This window comes from Actinophytocola sp. (assembly GCF_035634895.1).
GTDB lineage: Bacteria > Actinomycetota > Actinomycetes > Mycobacteriales > Pseudonocardiaceae > Actinophytocola.
In genome coordinates this window covers 1-17,559 of sequence record NZ_DASQCC010000011.1, presented here as the reverse complement: position 1 = coordinate 17,559, position 17,559 = coordinate 1, and the positions used below count along the sequence as shown (strand labels likewise).

The following is a 17,559-nucleotide window of genomic DNA, read 5'->3' as shown; positions in this document are numbered from 1 at the left end:
GGTTGTCTGGTTGAGTGCCACAGCGTGCGCATCATTCTCGACACCGATCCGGGGGTTGACGACGCCCTCGCGATCATGTACCTCGCGGCCCAGGAGGACGCGGAGATCGTTGCCGTGGGTAGCGTGCACGGCAACGTGCCTTCCCCGTTAGCGGCACAGAACGCGTTACGGGTGATCGAACTCGTGGGCATCGACGCGCCGGTCGCGGTCGGGGCCGCCCGGCCGCTGGCCCAGCCGCTGCAGACAGCCGAGTTCGTGCACGGGGCCGACGGCCTCGGTGGCCGGGCAGGGGCCGCGCCGCGCGGCAAACCGGTGTCGGAGTCGGCCGCCGAGCAGCTCGTCCGGCTGGCCCGCGCGGAGCCGGGTGAGCTCACGCTGCTCGCGCTCGGGCCGCTGACCAACATCGCCCTCGCGGTGCTGCTCGAACCGGACTTACCCAAGCTGCTCCGCTCGGTCGTGGTCATGGGCGGGGCGGTGTCCGCGCCGGGAAATATCACACCGTATGCGGACGCCAACTTCTTCCACGACCCCGAGGCAGCGGACCTCGTGCTCGGCGCGGGCTTCGGCGACCTCACGCTCGTCGGGCTGGACGCGACGGAACAGGCACGGGCCGGCGACGAATGGCTGACGGCGGTGCGCACGCTGCCGGGCGCGCGGGCCGAGTTCGCCAACGGCCTGCTCGAGCACTACGCGGGTTTCTACTCGCAGATGTTCGGCACGCGGGGCTGCACGCTGCACGACCCCCTCGCCGCGGCGATCATGCTCGACCCGAAGCTCGCGACCTACCGGGAGCTCTCGCTCGCGGTCGAGCTCACCGGCACCCACACCCGTGGTCAGGTTCTTTCCGACCAGCGCCCGATCGCCAGCGACGCGTACATCACCAGCACCGCCGGTGCCGGCCGGGTGCCGGTCAGGGTGGCGGAAACCGTTGACGTGCCACGGTTCCTGGAGCAGATGTACGAGGCTCTCAAGGTCAGTTGACCGCTGCCAGCAGCTCCTTCAGGTCGGCCGCACGGAGGTCACCCAGCTCGTCGAAGATGGCCACGGCCGCGTGCAGGCACTCGGCCGCCTGCTCGTGCTGGCCGATGTCACCCAGCAGCAGTCCCTTCTTGTGCAGGGTCTCGCCCTCGCCCCAGCGGTCACCGACCTCCCGGCGGAGCTCCAGCGCGCGCTGGAAGAAGTCCAGGGCTTCCGCCGGCCGCTTGAGCTCCGAGTAGGTGTCGCCCAGCTTGACGAGCGTGTAGCCCTCGCCGTAGCGGTCCTCCAGGTCCTCGAACAGGGCGAGGGCCTCCTCCAGGGTGGGCACCGCGCGGTCGAACTCGTGCAGCGCGCTGTGCGCGGCGCCCAGGTTGGCCAGCGCGATGCCCTCGCCGTGCCGGTCACCGACCTCGCGGAACAGCTCCAACGCGTGCGCGAAGTGCTGCGCGGCGACGTCGAACTGCGACTGGTCGAAGCCGACGAACCCGACGCCGGTCAGCGTCCAGCCCTGGCCCACCTTGTCGCCGATCTCCATCCGGATCGCGAGCGCCTTCTCGAAGGTCTGCTTGGCCTCGTCGACCCGGCGCAGCTCGCGGTAGGCGATCGCGAGGTTGTTGAGCACCCACGACTCGCCGTACGGGTCCTTCGCCGCGCGCCCGCCCTCGACGCCGACCTCGTGCGAGGCCACCCAGAGGCTCCAGCGCTTGCGCAGGTGCAGGTAGTTGAACGAGCCGGCGGGGAGTTTCCAACAGACGACGAACTCGCCGAGCTCGAGCGCGATCCGGGTGGCCATCACGATGTTGGACATCTCGATCTCGCACCACTCGAGTGCCGAGTCGTAGTCGAAGTCGGCGACGTCGATGGCGAACTCGGACTTGTCCAGCACCGGGTCGTGCCGCTGCGGCGCCAGCGCGTGGTTGGCGGCGTAGACGTTGTGCATGTACCAGTCGATCATGCGGCGCAGCGCAAGCGTGCGCGCGGCGACCGGCTCCTCCGCCGCCGCCTGCTCGGCCGCGTAGACCCGTAACAGGTCGTGCATGCGGTACCGGTCGTTGCCGAGGCCCTCCAGCAGGTGCACGGCCGTCAACCGGTCCAGGATCCGCCTGGCCTGGGCCATCGGCTGGTCGGCGAGCGCCGCGGCCGCACCCGTGCGGAAGTGCGGGCCGGTGTGCAGGCCGATCAGCCGGAACATGCGGGCCGCGTCGGCCGACAAGTCCCGGTACGACCACGAGAAGACCGTCTTGACCGCGACCGCGCCGTCCGTGGACAGGCCGTCCAGCCGCTCGTCCTCGGTCGCCAGCTCCTCGACCAGCAGGCTCACCGAGTGGTGCGGGTGCGTCGCGACCCGCTCGGCCGCGATCCGCAGCGCCAGCGGCAGGTGCCCGCAGCGACCCGCGAGCGCGCGGATGGCCTCCGGCTCCGCCGCGGCCCGCTCGGCGCCGATGACCCTGCGCAGCAGGGTGACCGCCTCCTCCTCGGCCATCGGGCCGAGGGTGACCCGGTTGTCGCCGTTCAGCTCGATGCCGGTGATGCGCTTGCGGCTGGTCACCACGACCCCGCAGCCGGCCGACGCCGGCACGAGCGGCGCCAGCTGCTGGGAGTCCGCCGCGTTGTCCAGCACCACCAGCACGCGCCGGTCGGCGAGCACGGAGCGGTACAGCTTGGCGCGTGCGTCCAGCCCGGCCGGGATGACGTCGATCTGCACGCCCAGCGCGGTCAGGAACTCCTCGAGCACCTCGTCGACGATCCGCGGCCTGCCGTCCGGCGAGTAGCCACGCAGGTCGACGTACAGCTGCCCGTCGGAGTAGTGGTCCACCACCGCGTGCGCGACCCGCAGCGCCAGCGCGGTCTTGCCGGCGCCCGGCGGCCCGTCGATCGCGACGGTCTGCGGCACACCGGGTGTGCCCGCGCTGGAGAGGATCTGGGTCAGCTCGCTTCGCTGCGTGTCCCGGCCGACGAACGTGGCGGCCGCGGCCGGCAGCTGCGCGAGCCGCACCGGCCCGCCCGTCGCCGCCGCGAGCGCGATCAGCTGTCCCTCCGCCTCGAGCACCTGGTCGCACTTGCGAGCCAGCTCCGCCGACGGCGGGGCGCCGTGCTTGATCTTCGAGAGCCAGCTCGGGGTGTAACCGATGAGGTCGGAGAGACGACGCCAGGACAGACCCCGCTTGCGAAGGAGACGCTCCAACTCCTCGGCGAACGGCGACGTCCCGTCGTCCCGCCTGTCTTGCATAGAGCCCACCTTGTCACTGAGCGGCCACAACCAGTATCCAGCTTCTCACTCCGACCCCCTCGCGGTCACACCCCTACCGACAGGTTTGTGTCGGGGGTCAGCGTTTTCCATGGTTGCTGTGGTTATTTGGCGACCTCCCACACGGGTCTTACCTGCCCTACCCATAGACTGCCGGCCTGGTTGGAGAAGGTCTGGAGTCTGGAGGGTGCCCGGTGCCGAGCAACGAGCAGCGCCGGCAGGCGGCCAAGCGCAAGCTGGAGCGTCAGCTGGCCCGCCGCGCGGAACGCGCGAAGCGGCGCCGTATCTGGGGAGCGGGCATCACGGCGTTCGTGGTGATCGCCGCGGTAGGGCTCGTGTACTGGCTCGTCAATCTCGGCCCCGCCGACGGCGAGGCGTCCACCAGCCCGGACAAGACGTCGCCGGCCAACGCGACCAAGGGCGCGTGCGGCTACAAGGAGAACCCGAGCGAGAAGCCGCCGAAGGACGTCGGCATGCCGGAGGACCCCGCGCAGACGCCCAAGGACGGCACGGTCAAGGTGACGCTCAAGACCAACCAGGGCGACATCCCGCTGACGCTCGACCGGTCGGCCGCGCCCTGCACGGTGCAGAGCATCGAGCACCTGGTGACCTCGAAGTTCTTCGACGGCACCAACTGCCACCGGCTCACGGCCTCGGCCGGCCTCAAGGTGCTGCAGTGCGGTGACCCCAAGGGCGACGGCTCCGGCGGTCCCGGCTACTCGATCCCCGACGAGCTGAGCTCCGCGCAGGCGCTAACGCCGGGCGCGGACGGCCAGACCGTGACCTACCCGCGTGGCGCGATCGCCATGGCCAACGCGGGCCCGGAGACCGGCGGCAGCCAGTTCTTCCTGGTGTACGGCGACTCCACGCTGGCGCCCAGCTACACGCTGTTCGGCAAGGTCGACGACCCCGGGCTGACCGTGCTCGACAAGATCGCGGCGGGCGGCATCACCCCGGGCGCGAACGGCGGCGAGGACGGCGCCCCGGCCCAGCCGGTCACGATCAACCAGGCGGTGAAGGAGTGAAGGTGATCCGCACGGCGGCCGTCATCGCGGCGGTGGCGCTGACTCTGGCGGGCTGCGTCGCCAAGGAGAGCGCGTCGGACTCGCTGGGCGGATCCGACTTCACGCCGTCGGAGACCGCTCCGGCGGAGCAGACCAGCGACACCGGCTCCCCCACGCCCGGCGACTGCCAGTTCACGGCCGACCAGTCCGGCCAGGAACCGGCGGTCGGGCTGCCGCCGGAGGGCGGCCCGGCGACCGAGACGACGCTGACGCTGACCACGTCCGCCGGCCCGATCGCGATCAGGCTCGACGCCGCGAAGGCGCCGTGCACCGTGCGGAGCATGGTGTTCCTGGCGAGCAAGGGCTACTTCAACAACACGATCTGCCACCGGCTCACCTCGTCCGAGGGCCTGAAGGTGCTGCAGTGCGGCGACCCGACGGCCGACCCGGCGGACCCCTCGTCCGGTGGCGCGGGCGGCCCGGGCTACGTCGTGCCGGACGAGCTGCCGACCGGCCTCGCGCCCGCCCAGTCGAGTGACACGTCGTCCGGCCAGGAACTGGTGGTCTACCCGCGCGGCGCCGCCGCGATGGCCAACCGCGGACCGGGTACCACGGGCAGCCAGTTCTTCCTGGTCTACGGCGACTCGACCCTGCCGCCGAGCTACAACCTCTTCGGCACCACGGACGAGACCGGCCTGGCGACCCTGGACCAGATCGCGTCGGCCGGCATCACGCCCGGCCAGAGCGGCGCGGAGGACGGCGCCCCGACGACCCCGGTGACGATCACCTCCGCGGCGGTGGCCTGAGCCTCGCTTTCCCGGAAACCCCAGGTCAACCGGGGTGTTCGGGAACTGTCGGTGGCTGGTGGCATAGTGCTGGCCATGACCGCCTACGTCGAACGGCGCAGCGCGCACGAGGTCCTCGCGTGCACGTGGTCACGGACGACACCCGCTGAGGCGGCTGGCGCTTCCGTGGTCAACGTGGTGCCGGACGCGTGCGCGGACGTCATGTGGCACCGCGAGTCCGGGCGGCTGTTCGTCGCCGGGCCGGACACGCGTGCGCACCCGACCGCCCTGTCCGGTGGGTCGCTGGTCGGCGTGCGGTTCCGGCCGGGGCGGGCGCCGGCCGGGCTGGGTGTGCCGGCGTCGGCGGTCCGGGACGCACGGGTCGACCTGGACGAGTTGTGGCCGGCCTGGCGGGTACGGCGCCTCGCCGACGAACTGGCGGCCGTGCCGTCCACGCCGGCGGCCGAGCAGGTGCTCGCCGCGGCGGTGGCGGCGGCCGGTGGGCAGTGGGATCCGGCGGCGCCCCGACTGCTGGAGCTGGTGTCGCGGGGCGAGCGGGTGGCGACGGTCGCGGACGCGCTCGGCTGGAGCGAACGGCAGCTCCACCGGCGGTCGCTGGCCGCCTTCGGCTACGGGCTGAAGGTGTTGCACCGGGTCGTCCGCTTCGACCGGGCCGTGCGGCTGGCCCGCCGCGCCCGGACCGCGTCGCGACCGAACGGGCCGGACCGGGGCGCCGGGCTCGCGTCCGTGGCCTACGAGGCCGGGTACGCCGACCAGGCACACCTGGCCCGCGAGGTCAGAACACTCGCGGGGGTGCCCATGACAGCACTCCTGTGACCAGAACGCTTCGGCGACCAGAACACTCCGGTGACTGGAACGCACCGGTGGCTAGAACGCTCCGGCGACCGGAACGCTCCGGTGACCAGAACACTCCGGCGGCCGGAACGCCCCGGTGACTGGAACGCTCCGGTGACCAGAACGCATCGGTGGCTAGAACGCATCGGTGGCTAGAACCAGAACGAGCTCCAGAACACCATGCCCAGGATCAGGAACCCGACCCCGATCCAGCCGAGGACGATCCCGGCGACGGCCATGCCGTCACCGCCCTGGCCACTGCGCCTGATCTGGTCGCGAGCCACATAACCGAACACCAGCGCGAGGATACTGCCGATCCAGTAGACCCACAGGATCCCCAGGACCATCGACGCGACCGCGAGGCCGTTGGTCGGCCGCGGCGGCCCGTACGGCTGGTACGGGTATGGCTGCTGGTATGGCCCCGGCTGGTACTGCCCCGGCGGGTAGTAGGGCTGCGTCCCGGTGTGGAGCGGTTGGACCTCGACCGGAGGCGGCCCGTTGTAGGGCATCCCGGGAATCGGCGGCTCGACGTAGGACTGCCCGGCCTGGGGCTGGCTCGGGAACGGCTGGCCCTGCGGCTGCGCCGTGCCGTGCTGCCAGTCCCCCTGCCCGTGCGGTGTCGTCATGGTGCTGTTTCCCCCAAGAGTCGGTTCAGAGTGACGCGCATACGCCGTCTCACCCTGTGTCGACGAGGAGAGGTCCCGAGTTACGTTCAGGAAGCGGATGTCACGCGGTAGACATCGTAGACACCCTCGACACTTCGGACGACCTTCAACACGTGTCCGAGATGTTTGGGATCTCCCATCTCGAAGCTGAACCGGCTCACGGCGACCCGGTCGCGGGACGTGGTGACCGAGGCGGACAGGATGTTGACCTTCTCGTCGGCGAGCACCTTGGTCACGTCGGAGAGCAACCGGTGCCGGTCGAGGGCCTCGACCTGGATGGCCACCAGGAACACCGAGGAGTCCGACGGCGCCCACTCGACGTCGACGAGGCGTTCCGGGGCCGCCAGCAGGTCCCTGGCGTTGGTGCAGTCGGTGCGGTGCACGCTGACCCCGCCACCGCGGGTGACGAAGCCGAGGATGTCGTCGCCGGGCACCGGGGTGCAGCAGCGTGCGAGCTTCACCCACACGTCCGAGGCGTCCTTGACGATCACGCCCGCGTCGCCGGAGGCCCGGCGGCGGGTGACCGTCGACGGGGTGGCCCGCTCGGCCAGCTCGTCCTCGGCGTGCTCGACGCCGCCCAGCAGGGCGACGAGCCGGGAGACGACGTGCCGTGCGGAGGTGTGTCCCTCCCCGATCGCCGCGTATAGGGCGCTGACCTCGGCGAAGCGCAGCTCGCGGGCGACCGACGCCATGGCGTCCGCCGACACGAGCCGCTGCATGGGCAGCCCGACCCGGCGCACCTCCTTGGTGATCGCGTCCTTGCCGGCCTCGATCGCCTCTTCCTTGCGCTCCTTGGCGAACCACTGCTTGATCTTGGCGCGGGCGCGCGGGGAGGCGGCGAACGCGAGCCAGTCGCGGGTCGGCCCGGCGCCCTCGGCCTTGGACGTGAAGATCTCGACCTGGTCGCCGTTCTCGAGTTTGCGCTCCAGCGCGACGAGCCGGCCGTTGACCCGCGCGCCGATGCAGCGGTGCCCGACCTCGGTGTGCACGGCGTAGGCGAAGTCGACCGGCGTGGAGCCCGTTGGCAGCGTCTGCACCTCGCCCTTGGGGGTGAAGACGAAGATCTCGCGGGCGTTGAGGTCGTACCGCAGCGAGTCGAGGAACTCGCCGGGGTCGGCGGCCTCCCGCTGCCAGTCGAGGAGCTGGCGCATCCAGCGCATCTCGTCGACCTCGGCGTTCTGGCCGGCGTGCGTGCCCTTGGTCTCCTTGTAGCGCCAGTGCGCGGCGATGCCGTACTCGGCGGTGCCGTGCATCTCGTGCGTGCGAATCTGGACCTCGAGGGGCTTGCCGTCCGGCCCGATCACCGTGGTGTGCAGGGACTGGTAGACGTCGAACCGCGGCTGGGCGATGTAGTCCTTGAACCGGCCGGGCATCGGCTGCCAGAGTGCGTGCACGACACCCATCGCGGCATAGCAGTCCCGCACGTCGTCGACGAGGATCCGCACGCCGACCAGGTCGTGGATGTCGTCGAAGTCGCGGCCGCGGACGATCATCTTCTGGTTGATCGAGTAGTAGTGCTTGGGCCGGCCCTCGACCTTGGCGGTGATGCGCGACTGCTCGAGGTGGGCGGTCAGCTCACCGGTGACCTTCTGCAGGTAGGTGTCGCGTGAGGGGGCGCGGGTGGCGACGAGGCGGACGATCTCGTCGTACTTCTTGGGTTGCAGGATGGCGAACGCGAGGTCCTCCAGCTCCCACTTGACCGTGGCCATGCCCAGCCGGTGGGCCAGCGGGGCGAGCACCTCCAGGGTCTCGCGGGCCTTCTTGGCCTGCTTCTCCGGCGGCAGGAAGCGCATGGTGCGCATGTTGTGCAGCCGGTCGGCCAGCTTGATGACCAGGACGCGCGGGTCCCGCGCCATGGCGATGACCATCTTGCGGATGGTCTCGGCCTCCGCGGCGCTGCCGAGCTGCACCTTGTCGAGCTTCGTGACGCCGTCGACCAGGCGCGAGACCTCCTCGCCGAAGTCCTCCTGCAGGTCCTTGAGCGCGTAGTCGGTGTCCTCGACGGTGTCGTGCAGGAGCGCGGCGACCAGCGTGATGGTGTCCATGCCCAGCTCACCGAGGATGGTGGCGACGGCGAGCGGGTGGGTGATGTACGGGTCGCCGGACTTGCGCCGCTGGTCGCGGTGGGCCTCCTCGGCCACGTCGTAGGCGTGTTGCAGCAGGGCGAGGTCGGCCTTGGGGTGCAGCTCGCGGTGGACCGCGGCCAGAGGTTCGAGCACCTGTTTGACCGGGGCGGACCGCTGGGCGGTGATTCGCCTGGCGAGACGAGCACGCACGCGTCGGGTGGCTGAGGGCGCACGCACGGCAGGTGGTGGCGCGGCGTCAGCCGCCGCTCCGGTCTCAACGTTCTGGCTCAAAGGCACTCCTTTGAGACTGAGAATAACCGCGTTCGGTGAGAAGATCCGATGATGGGTTGATGTTACCCTGTAGTTGAAACTTCAACTGCGGGAGTCGGACATGTCGATGCCGGTGCTCTACCTCAGCCACGGCGCCCCGCCGCTCGCCGACGACGCCCTGTGGACGCGCCAGTTGGCCGACTGGGCGGGGACGATCCCCAGGCCAGCCGCGGTCCTGATGGTGTCCGCCCACTGGGAGAACGCACCCCTGACCGTCAGCGCGACGACCACGGTGCCGCTGGTCTACGACTTCTGGGGCTTCGACCAGCGCTACTACGATGTGACATATCCGGCACCGGGCGCACCGGAGCTGGCGTCCTCGGTGCGGGCGTTGCTGGGCACGGTGCACGACGACCCGGCACGGGGGCTGGACCACGGGGCGTACGTGCCGCTGAAGGAGATGTACCCGGAGGCGGACGTGCCGGTCCTGCAGATGTCGATGCCGTCGTTGGACCCGGACGAGCTGTTCTCGGTCGGGCAGCGGCTGGCACCACTGCGCGACGAGGGTGTGCTGATCGTGGGCAGCGGCTTCTTCACCCACAACCTGCGCGGCATGGTCATGGCCGACCCGAACTCGGCCGCGCCGTCATGGTCGTCGGAGTTCGACCACTGGGGCGCGGAGGCGTTGGCGGCACGGGACTTCGACGCGCTGCTGGACTTCGAGCACAAGTCCCCGGCGGCCCGCATGGCCCACCCGCGCACGGAGCACTTCGCGCCGCTGTTCGTGTCCATGGGCGCCAGCCTCGGCGGCACGGACACCCCGACCTCGGTGATCGACGGCTACTGGTACGGCCTGGCGAAACGCTCGGTCCAGTTCGACTGACGGGTCGATGACGGGGGCCTCGGCGAAGCCGGCCCCGTCGAAGCTCGGTCGTGTCGACCAGGGCCGCAGCAATGCCACGGCCAGCGCCGAGCCCAGCACGACCGGCACCAGGATCAACGCCGCGATCCACCAACCACTACCGGCCGCGGCGTGCCCGCCAGCCGTGTCGCACTCGGCTCGTCGTGCCCCCACGCGCACTCAGATCGTGAGCAGCGCCTCGATCTTGCGGCCTGCCAGCCGGTCGCGGCCGCCCAGGGCCGCCAGCTCCAGCACCACCGTCACGACCGACACGACCACGCCGGCCCGTTCGAGCAGCTGGCAGGTCGCGTCCGCCGTGCCACCCGTCGCCAGGACGTCGTCCACGACCGCCACCTGGGCGCCGGCCGACAGCACGCCGCCCGGCAGCTCCAGCGTCGCGGTGCCGTACTCCAGCTCGTAGTCGACCCGGTCCGCCACCAGCGGCAGCTTCCCCGGCTTGCGCACCGGCACCAGACCCCGGCCGGTCACCATCGCCAGCGCGCCGCCCAGCAGGAAGCCCCGCGCCTCGATCGCCACGATCGTGTCCACGTCCGCCGGCAGCCGGGCGGCCATCGCGTCGATGACCGCCCGCAACGCCGGTTCGGACGCGAACAGCGGGTTCAGGTCCCGGAACAGCACCCCGGGCGAGGGGAAGTCCGGGACCGTCCGAACCAGCGCCAGCGCGCCCGCCAGCTCGGTCATGCCGTCACCTCGGCCGCCGCACGCCGCGTTCGGTGGCGCCGGAGCACCGAGGGGTTCGCTTCGCTCACCGGCGGCGCTTGCCGGACGGACGGCCCGGGTGCTTGCCCGCCGGCCGTCCTCGGCGTTGCGCCTCCGCCGTCTTCGGGTTGCGCGTGGGAACACTGCTGGCCGCGGCCATCGCGCGTTCCTGCCGCAACTCGGCGTCCAGCGCCTCGTCGTCGCCGGCCGGCAGGTCGTCCAGGACGTCCGCGGACGGCGACACCTCGCGCTCGGCGGCCTTGCGCGCCAGGCTCTCCCGCCGGGCACGCACGCGTGCCGCCTGCTGCTGGAACTTCGGTTCCCGCATCTTCAGGTCCACGAGCACCGGCGTGGCCAGCGCGATCGACGACAGCGCGCCGGCGATGATGCCGGTCAGCTGCACCAGCGCCAGGTCCTGCAAGGTGCCGACACCGAGCAGGCCGACGCCGACGACCAGCAGGCCGAGCACCGGCAGCACCGCGATCAGCGACGTGTTGATCGACCGCATCAGCGTCTGGTTCAGCGCGAGGTTCGCCGCCTCCCCGTACGTCCGGCGGGTCAGGCCGAGCAGGCCGCGGGTGTTCTCCTTGATCTTGTCGAACACCACCACCGTGTCGTAAAGCGAGAAGCCGAGGATCGTCAGCAGACCGATCACGGTCGCCGGCGTGACCTCGAAGCCGACGATCGAGTAGACGCCCGCCGTCACCACGATGTCGTGGACGAGGGCGGCGAGCGCCGCGACCGCCATCCACTTCTCGAAGTACATCGCCAGGAAGATCGTCACCAGCACCAGGAACACGCCGAGCGCGATCAGCGCCTGCTGGGAGATCTCCCCACCCCACGACGCGCTCACCGCGCTGTCGCTGATGGCCCGCTCGCTGGGCTGGCCGCTGGAGTTCAGCGGCTGCAACTCCGTGAACAGCGCGTCCTTCAGCTTGGTGACCTGGTCGGTGTTCAGCGTCTCCGACCGGATCTGGATCGTCGACGCGTCGCCGGTGCCCACCGTCTGCGTCGCCGCGTCCTCGAAGCCGAGGGTGTCCTTGAAGACGTCCTGGACCTGGGTGACCGAGATGGTTCCGTTCGCGCCCTGCGCGGGCATGGAGATCCGGGTGCCGCCGGTGAAGTCGATGCCGAGGTTGAAGCCCCGGAACACGATCGACGCGACGCAGACGAGGACCAGGGCCGCGAAGAAGATGTACCACCGCTTGCGCTTGCCGACCACGTCGACCGCGCCGGTACCCACGTACAACCGGTGGAAGAAGCCGTCCTTCTTGACGTTCACGTCAGTAGCCACGTCACGCCTCCTTCACAGCGGTGCGGGCCGCGGCGGCCGACCGCCGCTCGCCGGCCAGGCGCTGCACCGCGCCCAGCCCCGACATACCCGGCCTCGACAGGAACTTCGACCGCGAGGCGAGTGCCACCAGCGGGTGCGTCACGAAGAACACCACGACCAGGTCGAGCACGGTCGACATGCCCAGGGTGAACGCGAAGCCGCGCACCTGGCCGACCGCCAGCACGTACAGCACGCCGGCCGCGAGGAACATGACCGCGTCCGCGGACAGGATCGTCCTCCTGGCCCGGATCCACGCCCTCGGCACGGCCGACCGGAACGTCCTTCCCTCGCGTATCTCGTCTTTCAGTCGTTCGAAGAACACCACGAACGAGTCCGCGGTGATACCGATGGAGACGATGAACCCGGCGACGCCCGCGAGGTCGAGGGTGAACCCGATCCACCGGCCGAGCAGCACCAGCACCGCGAACACGATCACGCCGGAGCACAGCAGCGACAGCATGGTCAGGAAGCCGAGCATCCGGTAGTAGAACAGGCAGTAGACGAACACGAGCGCCAGGCCGAGCGCGCCCGCGATCAGGCCGGCCTGCAGCGACGCGAGCCCCAGCGTCGCCGACACCGTCTCCGCCTCGGACGAGTCGAACGACAGCGGCAGCGAGCCGTACTTCAGCACCTCCGCGAGGTCCTTGGCCTCGTCGGAGGAGAACCCGCCCGCGCCGCCGGTGATCTGGGTCTGGCCGGTGATGGCGCCCTGGATCTCCGGCGCCGACACGATCTGGGTGTCGAGCACGAACGCGGCCATCTGACCGACGTGGGCCGAGGTGTAGTCGGCCCAGGTCTTGTTGCCGGCGCTGTTGAAGTCGAGGGTCACGACGTAGCCGACGCCCTGGGGGTCCGGGGCGGAGCCGGCGTCGGAGATGTCGGTGCCGTCGAGGAATGTCGGGCCGAGGACGTACTTGGCCGTGGCCTTCTGGTCGCAGGCCACCAGCGGCTTGTTGCGGTCGTCGTTGCCGATCAGCGGGTCCGGCTTCGAGCAGTCGAGCGCGGCCATCGCGGCCTGCTGAGCCTGCTGGGCGGCCTGCTGCGCGTTCTGGTCGGCGGAGGCGGCCTCGTTCGGCACGAGGTAGTCGTTCTGCCGGCACGCGCGGCCGAGCTGGATCAGGTTCGCCGTGGTGATCTTGCTTTCCCGGTTCGCCTTGACGTCCTTGGTGTAGGTGTCGACGTCGGTGCTGTACTGCTGGCACGCGGCCAGCGGGTTGGCGAGGACCTGCGGGTCCAGCTTGTCCGGGTCGGCGGACGAGGACGGCGCGCCGGTGGTCGTCGTGGCGGGCGGGGTCGACGGGTCCGTGCTGGCAGGCTGCCCGGCGAGCGCCGGGGCGGGCCGGCCCTGCGGCGTGTTCGAGGCGCTGGAGCCGACGGACGGCGCGTCGCTCGACGGCGGCGCCGAGGAACCGGTCGACGGCGGTGCGGACGGCTCGGTCGACTGCTGCGGCGACGGCTGGGCGGCGGCGGGTTGGCCGACCACCGCGCGGAACCGGAGCTGTGCGGTCTGGCCGAGGCTCTTCGCCTGGTCGCCCTCCTCGCCCGGCACCGTGATGATGATGTTCGTGCCGTCCAGCACGACCTCGGTGCCGGCGACGCCGATGCCGTTGACCCGGGTCTCGATGATCTGCCGCGCCTGGTTGAGCGCCTCCTTGGTCGGCGCCTCCCCGTTGAGCGTTCGCGCGGTCAGCGTGACACGCGTGCCGCCCTGGAGGTCGATGCCGAGCTTCGGCGAGGGTCTGTGATTACCCGTCCCGAACAGCAGGCCATAGAGCAGAACCACGATGAACAGGAAGAACGCCAGATAGCGCCCTGGGCGGATCTGCCCGGCGGATGAGGCCACGGTCGGTCGATCTCCTTGAACCTACAGGGGTTGGCGCGCGTGTCTTGGTCACGAGACTGCGCCCGCACCCGTTGCACGTGTGGGTGAGGGCGCAGCGTACCCGCAGCGACGTGAGGGCCGTGTCACACGGTCACGTCACGCTCACGCGATGAGCTACTTCTTCTTGCCGGACTCGAGCTCGGCGTCTTCCTTGATGACCGGCGGCTCGTTGGTCTCGACGTCGATCGTCTCCGGAGTCTCCGGGACCTCGAGGTCGTCGGCGTCGAGGTCCTCGTCGTGCTCCTCGACCGGGCCGACCTTCTCGCGCACGGCGGCACGCAGCCACTCGGTCTCGACACCGGGGGCGATCTCGAGGGTCACGGTCGTGCCGTCGTCCGCGTCGGTGATCGTGCCGTAGAGCCCGGAGGTGGTCATCACGCGGTCGCCGACCTCGAGCGAGTTCTGGAGCGTCGCTTGCTGCTCCTGCGCCCTGCGCTGGCGCCGGGTCATGAAGTACATCATGACGCCCAGCAGCCCGAACAGCAGGAGCATGGGGAGGAGTTGTTGCATGTCGTTCCGTCCGTGAGTTGCCTATTCCGCGGTGTGCGCGGTGTCACCGTTCGTGTCGCTGTCGAACAGGGTAGGCGGCACCGGACCCGGAGCGTTAACCGGGGGCATAAGCCCCAAATGGGACCATGCCGCCGCGGTGGCCACCCGGCCCCGAGGCGTCCTGGCAAGCATTCCGGCCCGCACCAGGTACGGCTCGCACACCTCCTCCACGGTACTTGCTTCCTCGCCGACGGCCACGGCCAATGTCGAGACGCCGACCGGACCGCCGCCGAAGGAGCGCACGAGCACGCCGAGCACGGCCCGGTCCAACCGGTCCAGCCCCAGCTCGTCGACGTCGTAGACCTCGAGCGCGGCACGGGCGATGTCCCTGGTCACGATGCCGTCGGCACGAACCTCGGCGAAGTCGCGGACGCGCCGGAGCAGCCGGTTGGCGATGCGGGGCGTGCCCCGCGAGCGCCCGGCGATCTCCTCGGCGCCGTCGGCACGGAGGTCGACGCGGAGGATGGTCGCCGACCGGCGCACGACCCGGTCCAGCTCCTCGGCCGAGTAGAACTCCATGTGCGCGGTGAAGCCGAACCGGTCGCGCAGCGGCCCGGTCAGCGAGCCCGACCTGGTGGTGGCGCCGACCAGCGTGAACGGCGCGATCTCCAGGGGGATGCTCGTGGCCCCGGGGCCCTTGCCGACGACGACGTCGACGCGGAAGTCCTCCATCGCGAGGTAGAGCATCTCCTCGGCGGGGCGGGCGATGCGGTGGATCTCGTCGATGAACAAAACGTCGCCCTCGACGAGGTTCGACAGCATGGCCGCGAGGTCCCCGGCGCGCTCGAGCGCGGGCCCGGAGGTGATGCGCAGCGAGCTGCCCAGCTCGGCGGCGATGATCATGGCGAGGCTGGTCTTGCCGAGGCCGGGCGGGCCGGACAGCAGCACGTGGTCCGGCGGCACGCCCCGCTGGAGTGCGCCGTGGAGGACCAGCTCGAGCTGTTCGCGGACACGGTTCTGCCCGACGAACTCGGTGAGCCGCCGCGGGCGCAGCGTCGCCTCGTCGTCGTTGGGCAGCGCCTCCGGGGTGGCGAGCGAGTCCTCTTCCGTCACGGCTTCATCGTGCATGACCGGCTATCGCTTTTTGCCGAGGGTGGCGAGCGCCTTGCGCAGGACGGTCGGGGTGTCGGACGTGCCGTTCTCGGCGAGCACCCCGTCCACGGCCTGTTCCGCCTGCTTGGCCGCGAAGCCGAGGCCGGTCAGCGCCTCGACCACGCTCCCCCGCACGTGACCGTGGCCGGTGGCGACCGACTCGGCGGTGACGGCGGCAAGCGCGCCGACCTTGTCCCGCAGCTCGATGATCAGCCGTTCCGCGCCCTTGCGGCCGATGCCGGGGACCTGGGTGAGCACGGCAATGCTGCCCTCCGCGAGCGCCGCACGGAGCTGGGCGGGGTCGAGCACGGCAAGGGTCGCCATGGCGATGCGCGGGCCGATGCCCGAGACCGTCTGGAGCAGGCCGAACAGCTCGCGTGCCTCGGTGTCGGCGAACCCGAACAGGGTCAGCGAGTCCTCGCGGACGACCAGCGTCGTCTCGAGGACGGCCTCGGTGCCGGTGCGCAGCGTCGCGAGCGTCGCCGGCGTCGCGGTGATCAGCAGGCCGACCCCACCGACCTCGATGACGACACGGTCCAGCCCGACCGAGAGCACCGTGCCACGTACACGCGAGATCATGTGCGGTCCGCCTCCGGGAAACTGAGGTTCTTGGTTACGAAGGACTGTTCCGTCCGGTCTTGCGCTCGCGACCCTGTCTGGCCGCGTACTCGCGGCCCTGACCGGCCGTGCGCTCGCGACCCTGTCCGGTCGGATGCTCGCGGCCCTGACCGGCCGAGTGCTCGCGGCGCCGTCCGGACGCGTGTCCGGTCGGGTGCTCGCAGCTCTGTCCGGCCGTGCGCTCGCGGCTGGTTCCCGTGCGGCGCGGTCGGGAGCAGCGAGGCTGACACCAGGGGGGTCATGTCGTCGTCCTTCTCTTCGCCGCCTCCGCGAGCCGTGCCTTGTGGACGCGGGCCAACTCGGCGGCCCTGGCCTCGGCCTCGGCGAGCCGGTTGCGCATGGGCGCACGCCAGACGTGACAGATCGCGATGGCGAGGGCGTCGGCCGCGTCGGCGGGCTTCGGCTTCTCGGTGAGCCCGAGCAGCTTGGTGACCATACCGGTGACCTGTGCCTTGTCCGCGCGGCCCGACCCGGTGACCGCGGCCTTCACCTCGGACGGGGTGTGAAAGGCGACCGTGAGCCCCCGCCGGGCGGCCGAGAGGGCGACGACACCACCGGCCTGCGCGGTCCCCATGGCGGTACGGACGTTGTACTGACTGAACACCCGCTCGACCGCCACGACGTCCGGCTCGTGCCGGTCGAGCCACTCCTCGACGGCGTCGGACACGGCAAGCAGCCGGATGGCCAGGTCCGCGTCGACCGGAGTACGGACCACGCCGATCTCGACACACGTCAGCTTCCGTCCCACCGCCCCGTCCACAACGGCGATCCCACACCTGGTCAGGCCGGGGTCGACGCCCAGCACCCGCATGCTTTGCCTCCCGAGAACATCCGTTCGAACTCTAGGGGCTGACACCCCCCTCCCGAAGCACCGACACCCCGCGAGTCCCGCGCTCGCACACCCGAGTCCCGCGCTCACGCATACCGAGTCCCGCGTCCGCACATACCGAGTTGCGGTTTCGTGCAGGTCCTGGCCGAGACCTGCACGGAACTGCAACTCAGGGGTGTTTGAACGCGGGACTCGGTGTGTTTGAACGCGGGACTCGCGGTGTTTGAACGCGGGACTCGCGGTGGGTGGGTTGGGGGCTTCGCTTGACATGCGTGTTAGAACTTCAGCAACGGAAAATGTAAGCGCTTCCAATGACGGAAGGCCGGTGGCATGTCGGGTCGGGAACGGCGTCCGGTCACCATCTACGAGGTGGCCGAACGGGCCGGGGTGTCCATCGCCACCGTGTCCCGGGCGCTGCGGGACTCCGAGCTGGTCGCGGCGCCCACGCGCCGTCACGTGCGGAAGGTCGCCGAGGAGCTGCGGTTCCGTCCCAGCCGTGCCGGCCGGGCACTCGCCGAGGGCCAGAACGCGGCCAACGGCATCGTCTTCCCCGACCTGTCCGGGCCCTACTACGCCGAGGTCGTGCTCGGGTACGAGGAGGTCGTCGCCGAGCTGGGCCGCAGCGTGCTGATCCTCGCCACGAACGGGCGCCGCAACGCCGCGGACGCCGTGCTGGAGCTGGCCGGACGGGTCGACGGCATGGTGATCATGGGCCGGACCGTGCCCGACAGCGTCGTGGTGCGGATCGCCGACACCGGCCTGCC

General features: G+C 70.7%; 16 protein-coding genes. 6 read left to right on the top strand and 10 right to left on the bottom strand.

The genetic code is table 11. The features are described 5' to 3' along the window. Nucleotides 1-24: 24 nt before the first annotated feature. On the top strand, nucleotides 25-981 hold the full coding sequence (locus VET29_RS02420) for a nucleoside hydrolase (protein ID WP_324913900.1): 957 nt from the start codon (nucleotides 25-27) through the stop codon (nucleotides 979-981). Here VET29_RS02420 and VET29_RS02415 read toward each other — a convergent pair. Continuing rightward, a complete protein-coding gene (locus VET29_RS02415; RefSeq protein ID WP_324913898.1) occupies nucleotides 974-3,208 on the bottom strand; it encodes a tetratricopeptide repeat protein in 2,235 nt (744 codons plus the stop codon). The genes VET29_RS02420 and VET29_RS02415 overlap by 8 nt on opposite strands. 212 nt (nucleotides 3,209-3,420) lie before the next feature. On the opposite strand from VET29_RS02415, the gene VET29_RS02410 reads away from it, so the two are divergent. From VET29_RS02410 to VET29_RS02400, 3 genes are all read left to right on the top strand, one after another. Beyond that, entirely contained in the window at nucleotides 3,421-4,251 is an 831-nt protein-coding gene (locus VET29_RS02410) for a peptidylprolyl isomerase (protein ID WP_324913896.1), read from the top strand. Between the two features lie 2 nt (nucleotides 4,252-4,253). Then, nucleotides 4,254-5,036, top strand: coding sequence for a peptidylprolyl isomerase (locus VET29_RS02405; RefSeq protein WP_324913895.1), 783 nt, complete (start codon nucleotides 4,254-4,256; stop codon nucleotides 5,034-5,036). A gap of 75 nt (nucleotides 5,037-5,111) precedes the next feature. Continuing rightward, nucleotides 5,112-5,852 (top strand): DUF6597 domain-containing transcriptional factor, encoded by a 741-nt coding sequence (locus tag VET29_RS02400; RefSeq protein WP_324913893.1) that lies wholly within the window; start codon nucleotides 5,112-5,114, stop codon nucleotides 5,850-5,852. A 170-nt stretch (nucleotides 5,853-6,022) separates the two neighbouring features. On the opposite strand, the gene VET29_RS02395 is transcribed toward VET29_RS02400, so the two are convergent. Then, complete coding sequence (locus VET29_RS02395; RefSeq protein WP_324913891.1) at nucleotides 6,023-6,496, bottom strand: DUF4190 domain-containing protein; 474 nt, start codon at nucleotides 6,494-6,496, stop codon at nucleotides 6,023-6,025. An 86-nt stretch (nucleotides 6,497-6,582) separates the two neighbouring features. Further along, nucleotides 6,583-8,898 (bottom strand): RelA/SpoT family protein, encoded by a 2,316-nt coding sequence (locus VET29_RS02390; protein ID WP_414636433.1) that lies wholly within the window; start codon nucleotides 8,896-8,898, stop codon nucleotides 6,583-6,585. A gap of 94 nt (nucleotides 8,899-8,992) precedes the next feature. Between VET29_RS02390 and VET29_RS02385 the strand changes: the two genes are divergently transcribed. Further along, entirely contained in the window at nucleotides 8,993-9,754 is a 762-nt protein-coding gene (locus tag VET29_RS02385) for a class III extradiol ring-cleavage dioxygenase (protein WP_324913889.1), read from the top strand. A 198-nt stretch (nucleotides 9,755-9,952) separates the two neighbouring features. Here VET29_RS02385 and VET29_RS02380 read toward each other — a convergent pair whose 3' ends face one another. The 7 genes from VET29_RS02380 to ruvC all read right to left on the bottom strand — a co-directional run bounded on the left by VET29_RS02380 (nucleotide 9,953) and on the right by ruvC (nucleotide 16,777). Next, complete coding sequence (locus VET29_RS02380; protein WP_324913887.1) at nucleotides 9,953-10,474, bottom strand: adenine phosphoribosyltransferase; 522 nt, start codon at nucleotides 10,472-10,474, stop codon at nucleotides 9,953-9,955. 64 nt (nucleotides 10,475-10,538) lie between these two features. Next, entirely contained in the window at nucleotides 10,539-11,786 is a 1,248-nt protein-coding gene (gene secF / locus VET29_RS02375; RefSeq protein WP_324913885.1) for a protein translocase subunit SecF, read from the bottom strand. Between the two features lies 1 nt (nucleotide 11,787). Beyond that, a complete protein-coding gene (gene secD, locus VET29_RS02370) occupies nucleotides 11,788-13,668 on the bottom strand; it encodes a protein translocase subunit SecD (RefSeq protein WP_324913883.1) in 1,881 nt (626 codons plus the stop codon). 153 nt (nucleotides 13,669-13,821) lie between these two features. Continuing rightward, nucleotides 13,822-14,217 (bottom strand): preprotein translocase subunit YajC, encoded by a 396-nt coding sequence (yajC, locus tag VET29_RS02365; protein WP_324913881.1) that lies wholly within the window; start codon nucleotides 14,215-14,217, stop codon nucleotides 13,822-13,824. Between the two features lie 21 nt (nucleotides 14,218-14,238). Continuing rightward, nucleotides 14,239-15,324 (bottom strand): Holliday junction branch migration DNA helicase RuvB, encoded by a 1,086-nt coding sequence (ruvB, locus tag VET29_RS02360; protein WP_324913879.1) that lies wholly within the window; start codon nucleotides 15,322-15,324, stop codon nucleotides 14,239-14,241. Nucleotides 15,325-15,330: 6 nt separating this feature from the next. Beyond that, on the bottom strand, nucleotides 15,331-15,927 hold the full coding sequence (gene ruvA, locus VET29_RS02355; protein WP_324913877.1) for a Holliday junction branch migration protein RuvA: 597 nt from the start codon (nucleotides 15,925-15,927) through the stop codon (nucleotides 15,331-15,333). A gap of 277 nt (nucleotides 15,928-16,204) precedes the next feature. Further along, nucleotides 16,205-16,777 (bottom strand): crossover junction endodeoxyribonuclease RuvC, encoded by a 573-nt coding sequence (gene ruvC / locus VET29_RS02350; RefSeq protein WP_324913875.1) that lies wholly within the window; start codon nucleotides 16,775-16,777, stop codon nucleotides 16,205-16,207. A gap of 348 nt (nucleotides 16,778-17,125) precedes the next feature. On the opposite strand from ruvC, the gene VET29_RS02345 reads away from it, so the two are divergent. Then, nucleotides 17,126-17,559 (top strand): LacI family DNA-binding transcriptional regulator (locus VET29_RS02345; RefSeq protein ID WP_324913873.1); only part of this gene is annotated, 434 nt, incomplete at its 3' end.

Excerpts from the sequence above, each read along its gene's own strand:
- ruvB (WP_324913879.1), bottom strand. The coding sequence starts at position 15,324 with ATGCACGATGAAGCCGTGACGGAAGAGGACTCGCTCGCCACCCCGGAG.
- VET29_RS02400 (WP_324913893.1), top strand. The coding sequence starts at position 5,112 with ATGACCGCCTACGTCGAACGGCGCAGCGCGCACGAGGTCCTCGCGTGC.
- yajC (WP_324913881.1), bottom strand. The coding sequence starts at position 14,217 with ATGCAACAACTCCTCCCCATGCTCCTGCTGTTCGGGCTGCTGGGCGTC.
- ruvC (WP_324913875.1), bottom strand. The coding sequence starts at position 16,777 with ATGCGGGTGCTGGGCGTCGACCCCGGCCTGACCAGGTGTGGGATCGCC.
- VET29_RS02395 (WP_324913891.1), bottom strand. The coding sequence starts at position 6,496 with ATGACGACACCGCACGGGCAGGGGGACTGGCAGCACGGCACGGCGCAG.
- ruvA (WP_324913877.1), bottom strand. The coding sequence starts at position 15,927 with ATGATCTCGCGTGTACGTGGCACGGTGCTCTCGGTCGGGCTGGACCGT.
- VET29_RS02385 (WP_324913889.1), top strand. The coding sequence starts at position 8,993 with ATGTCGATGCCGGTGCTCTACCTCAGCCACGGCGCCCCGCCGCTCGCC.
- VET29_RS02380 (WP_324913887.1), bottom strand. The coding sequence starts at position 10,474 with ATGACCGAGCTGGCGGGCGCGCTGGCGCTGGTTCGGACGGTCCCGGAC.
- VET29_RS02415 (WP_324913898.1), bottom strand. The coding sequence starts at position 3,208 with ATGCAAGACAGGCGGGACGACGGGACGTCGCCGTTCGCCGAGGAGTTG.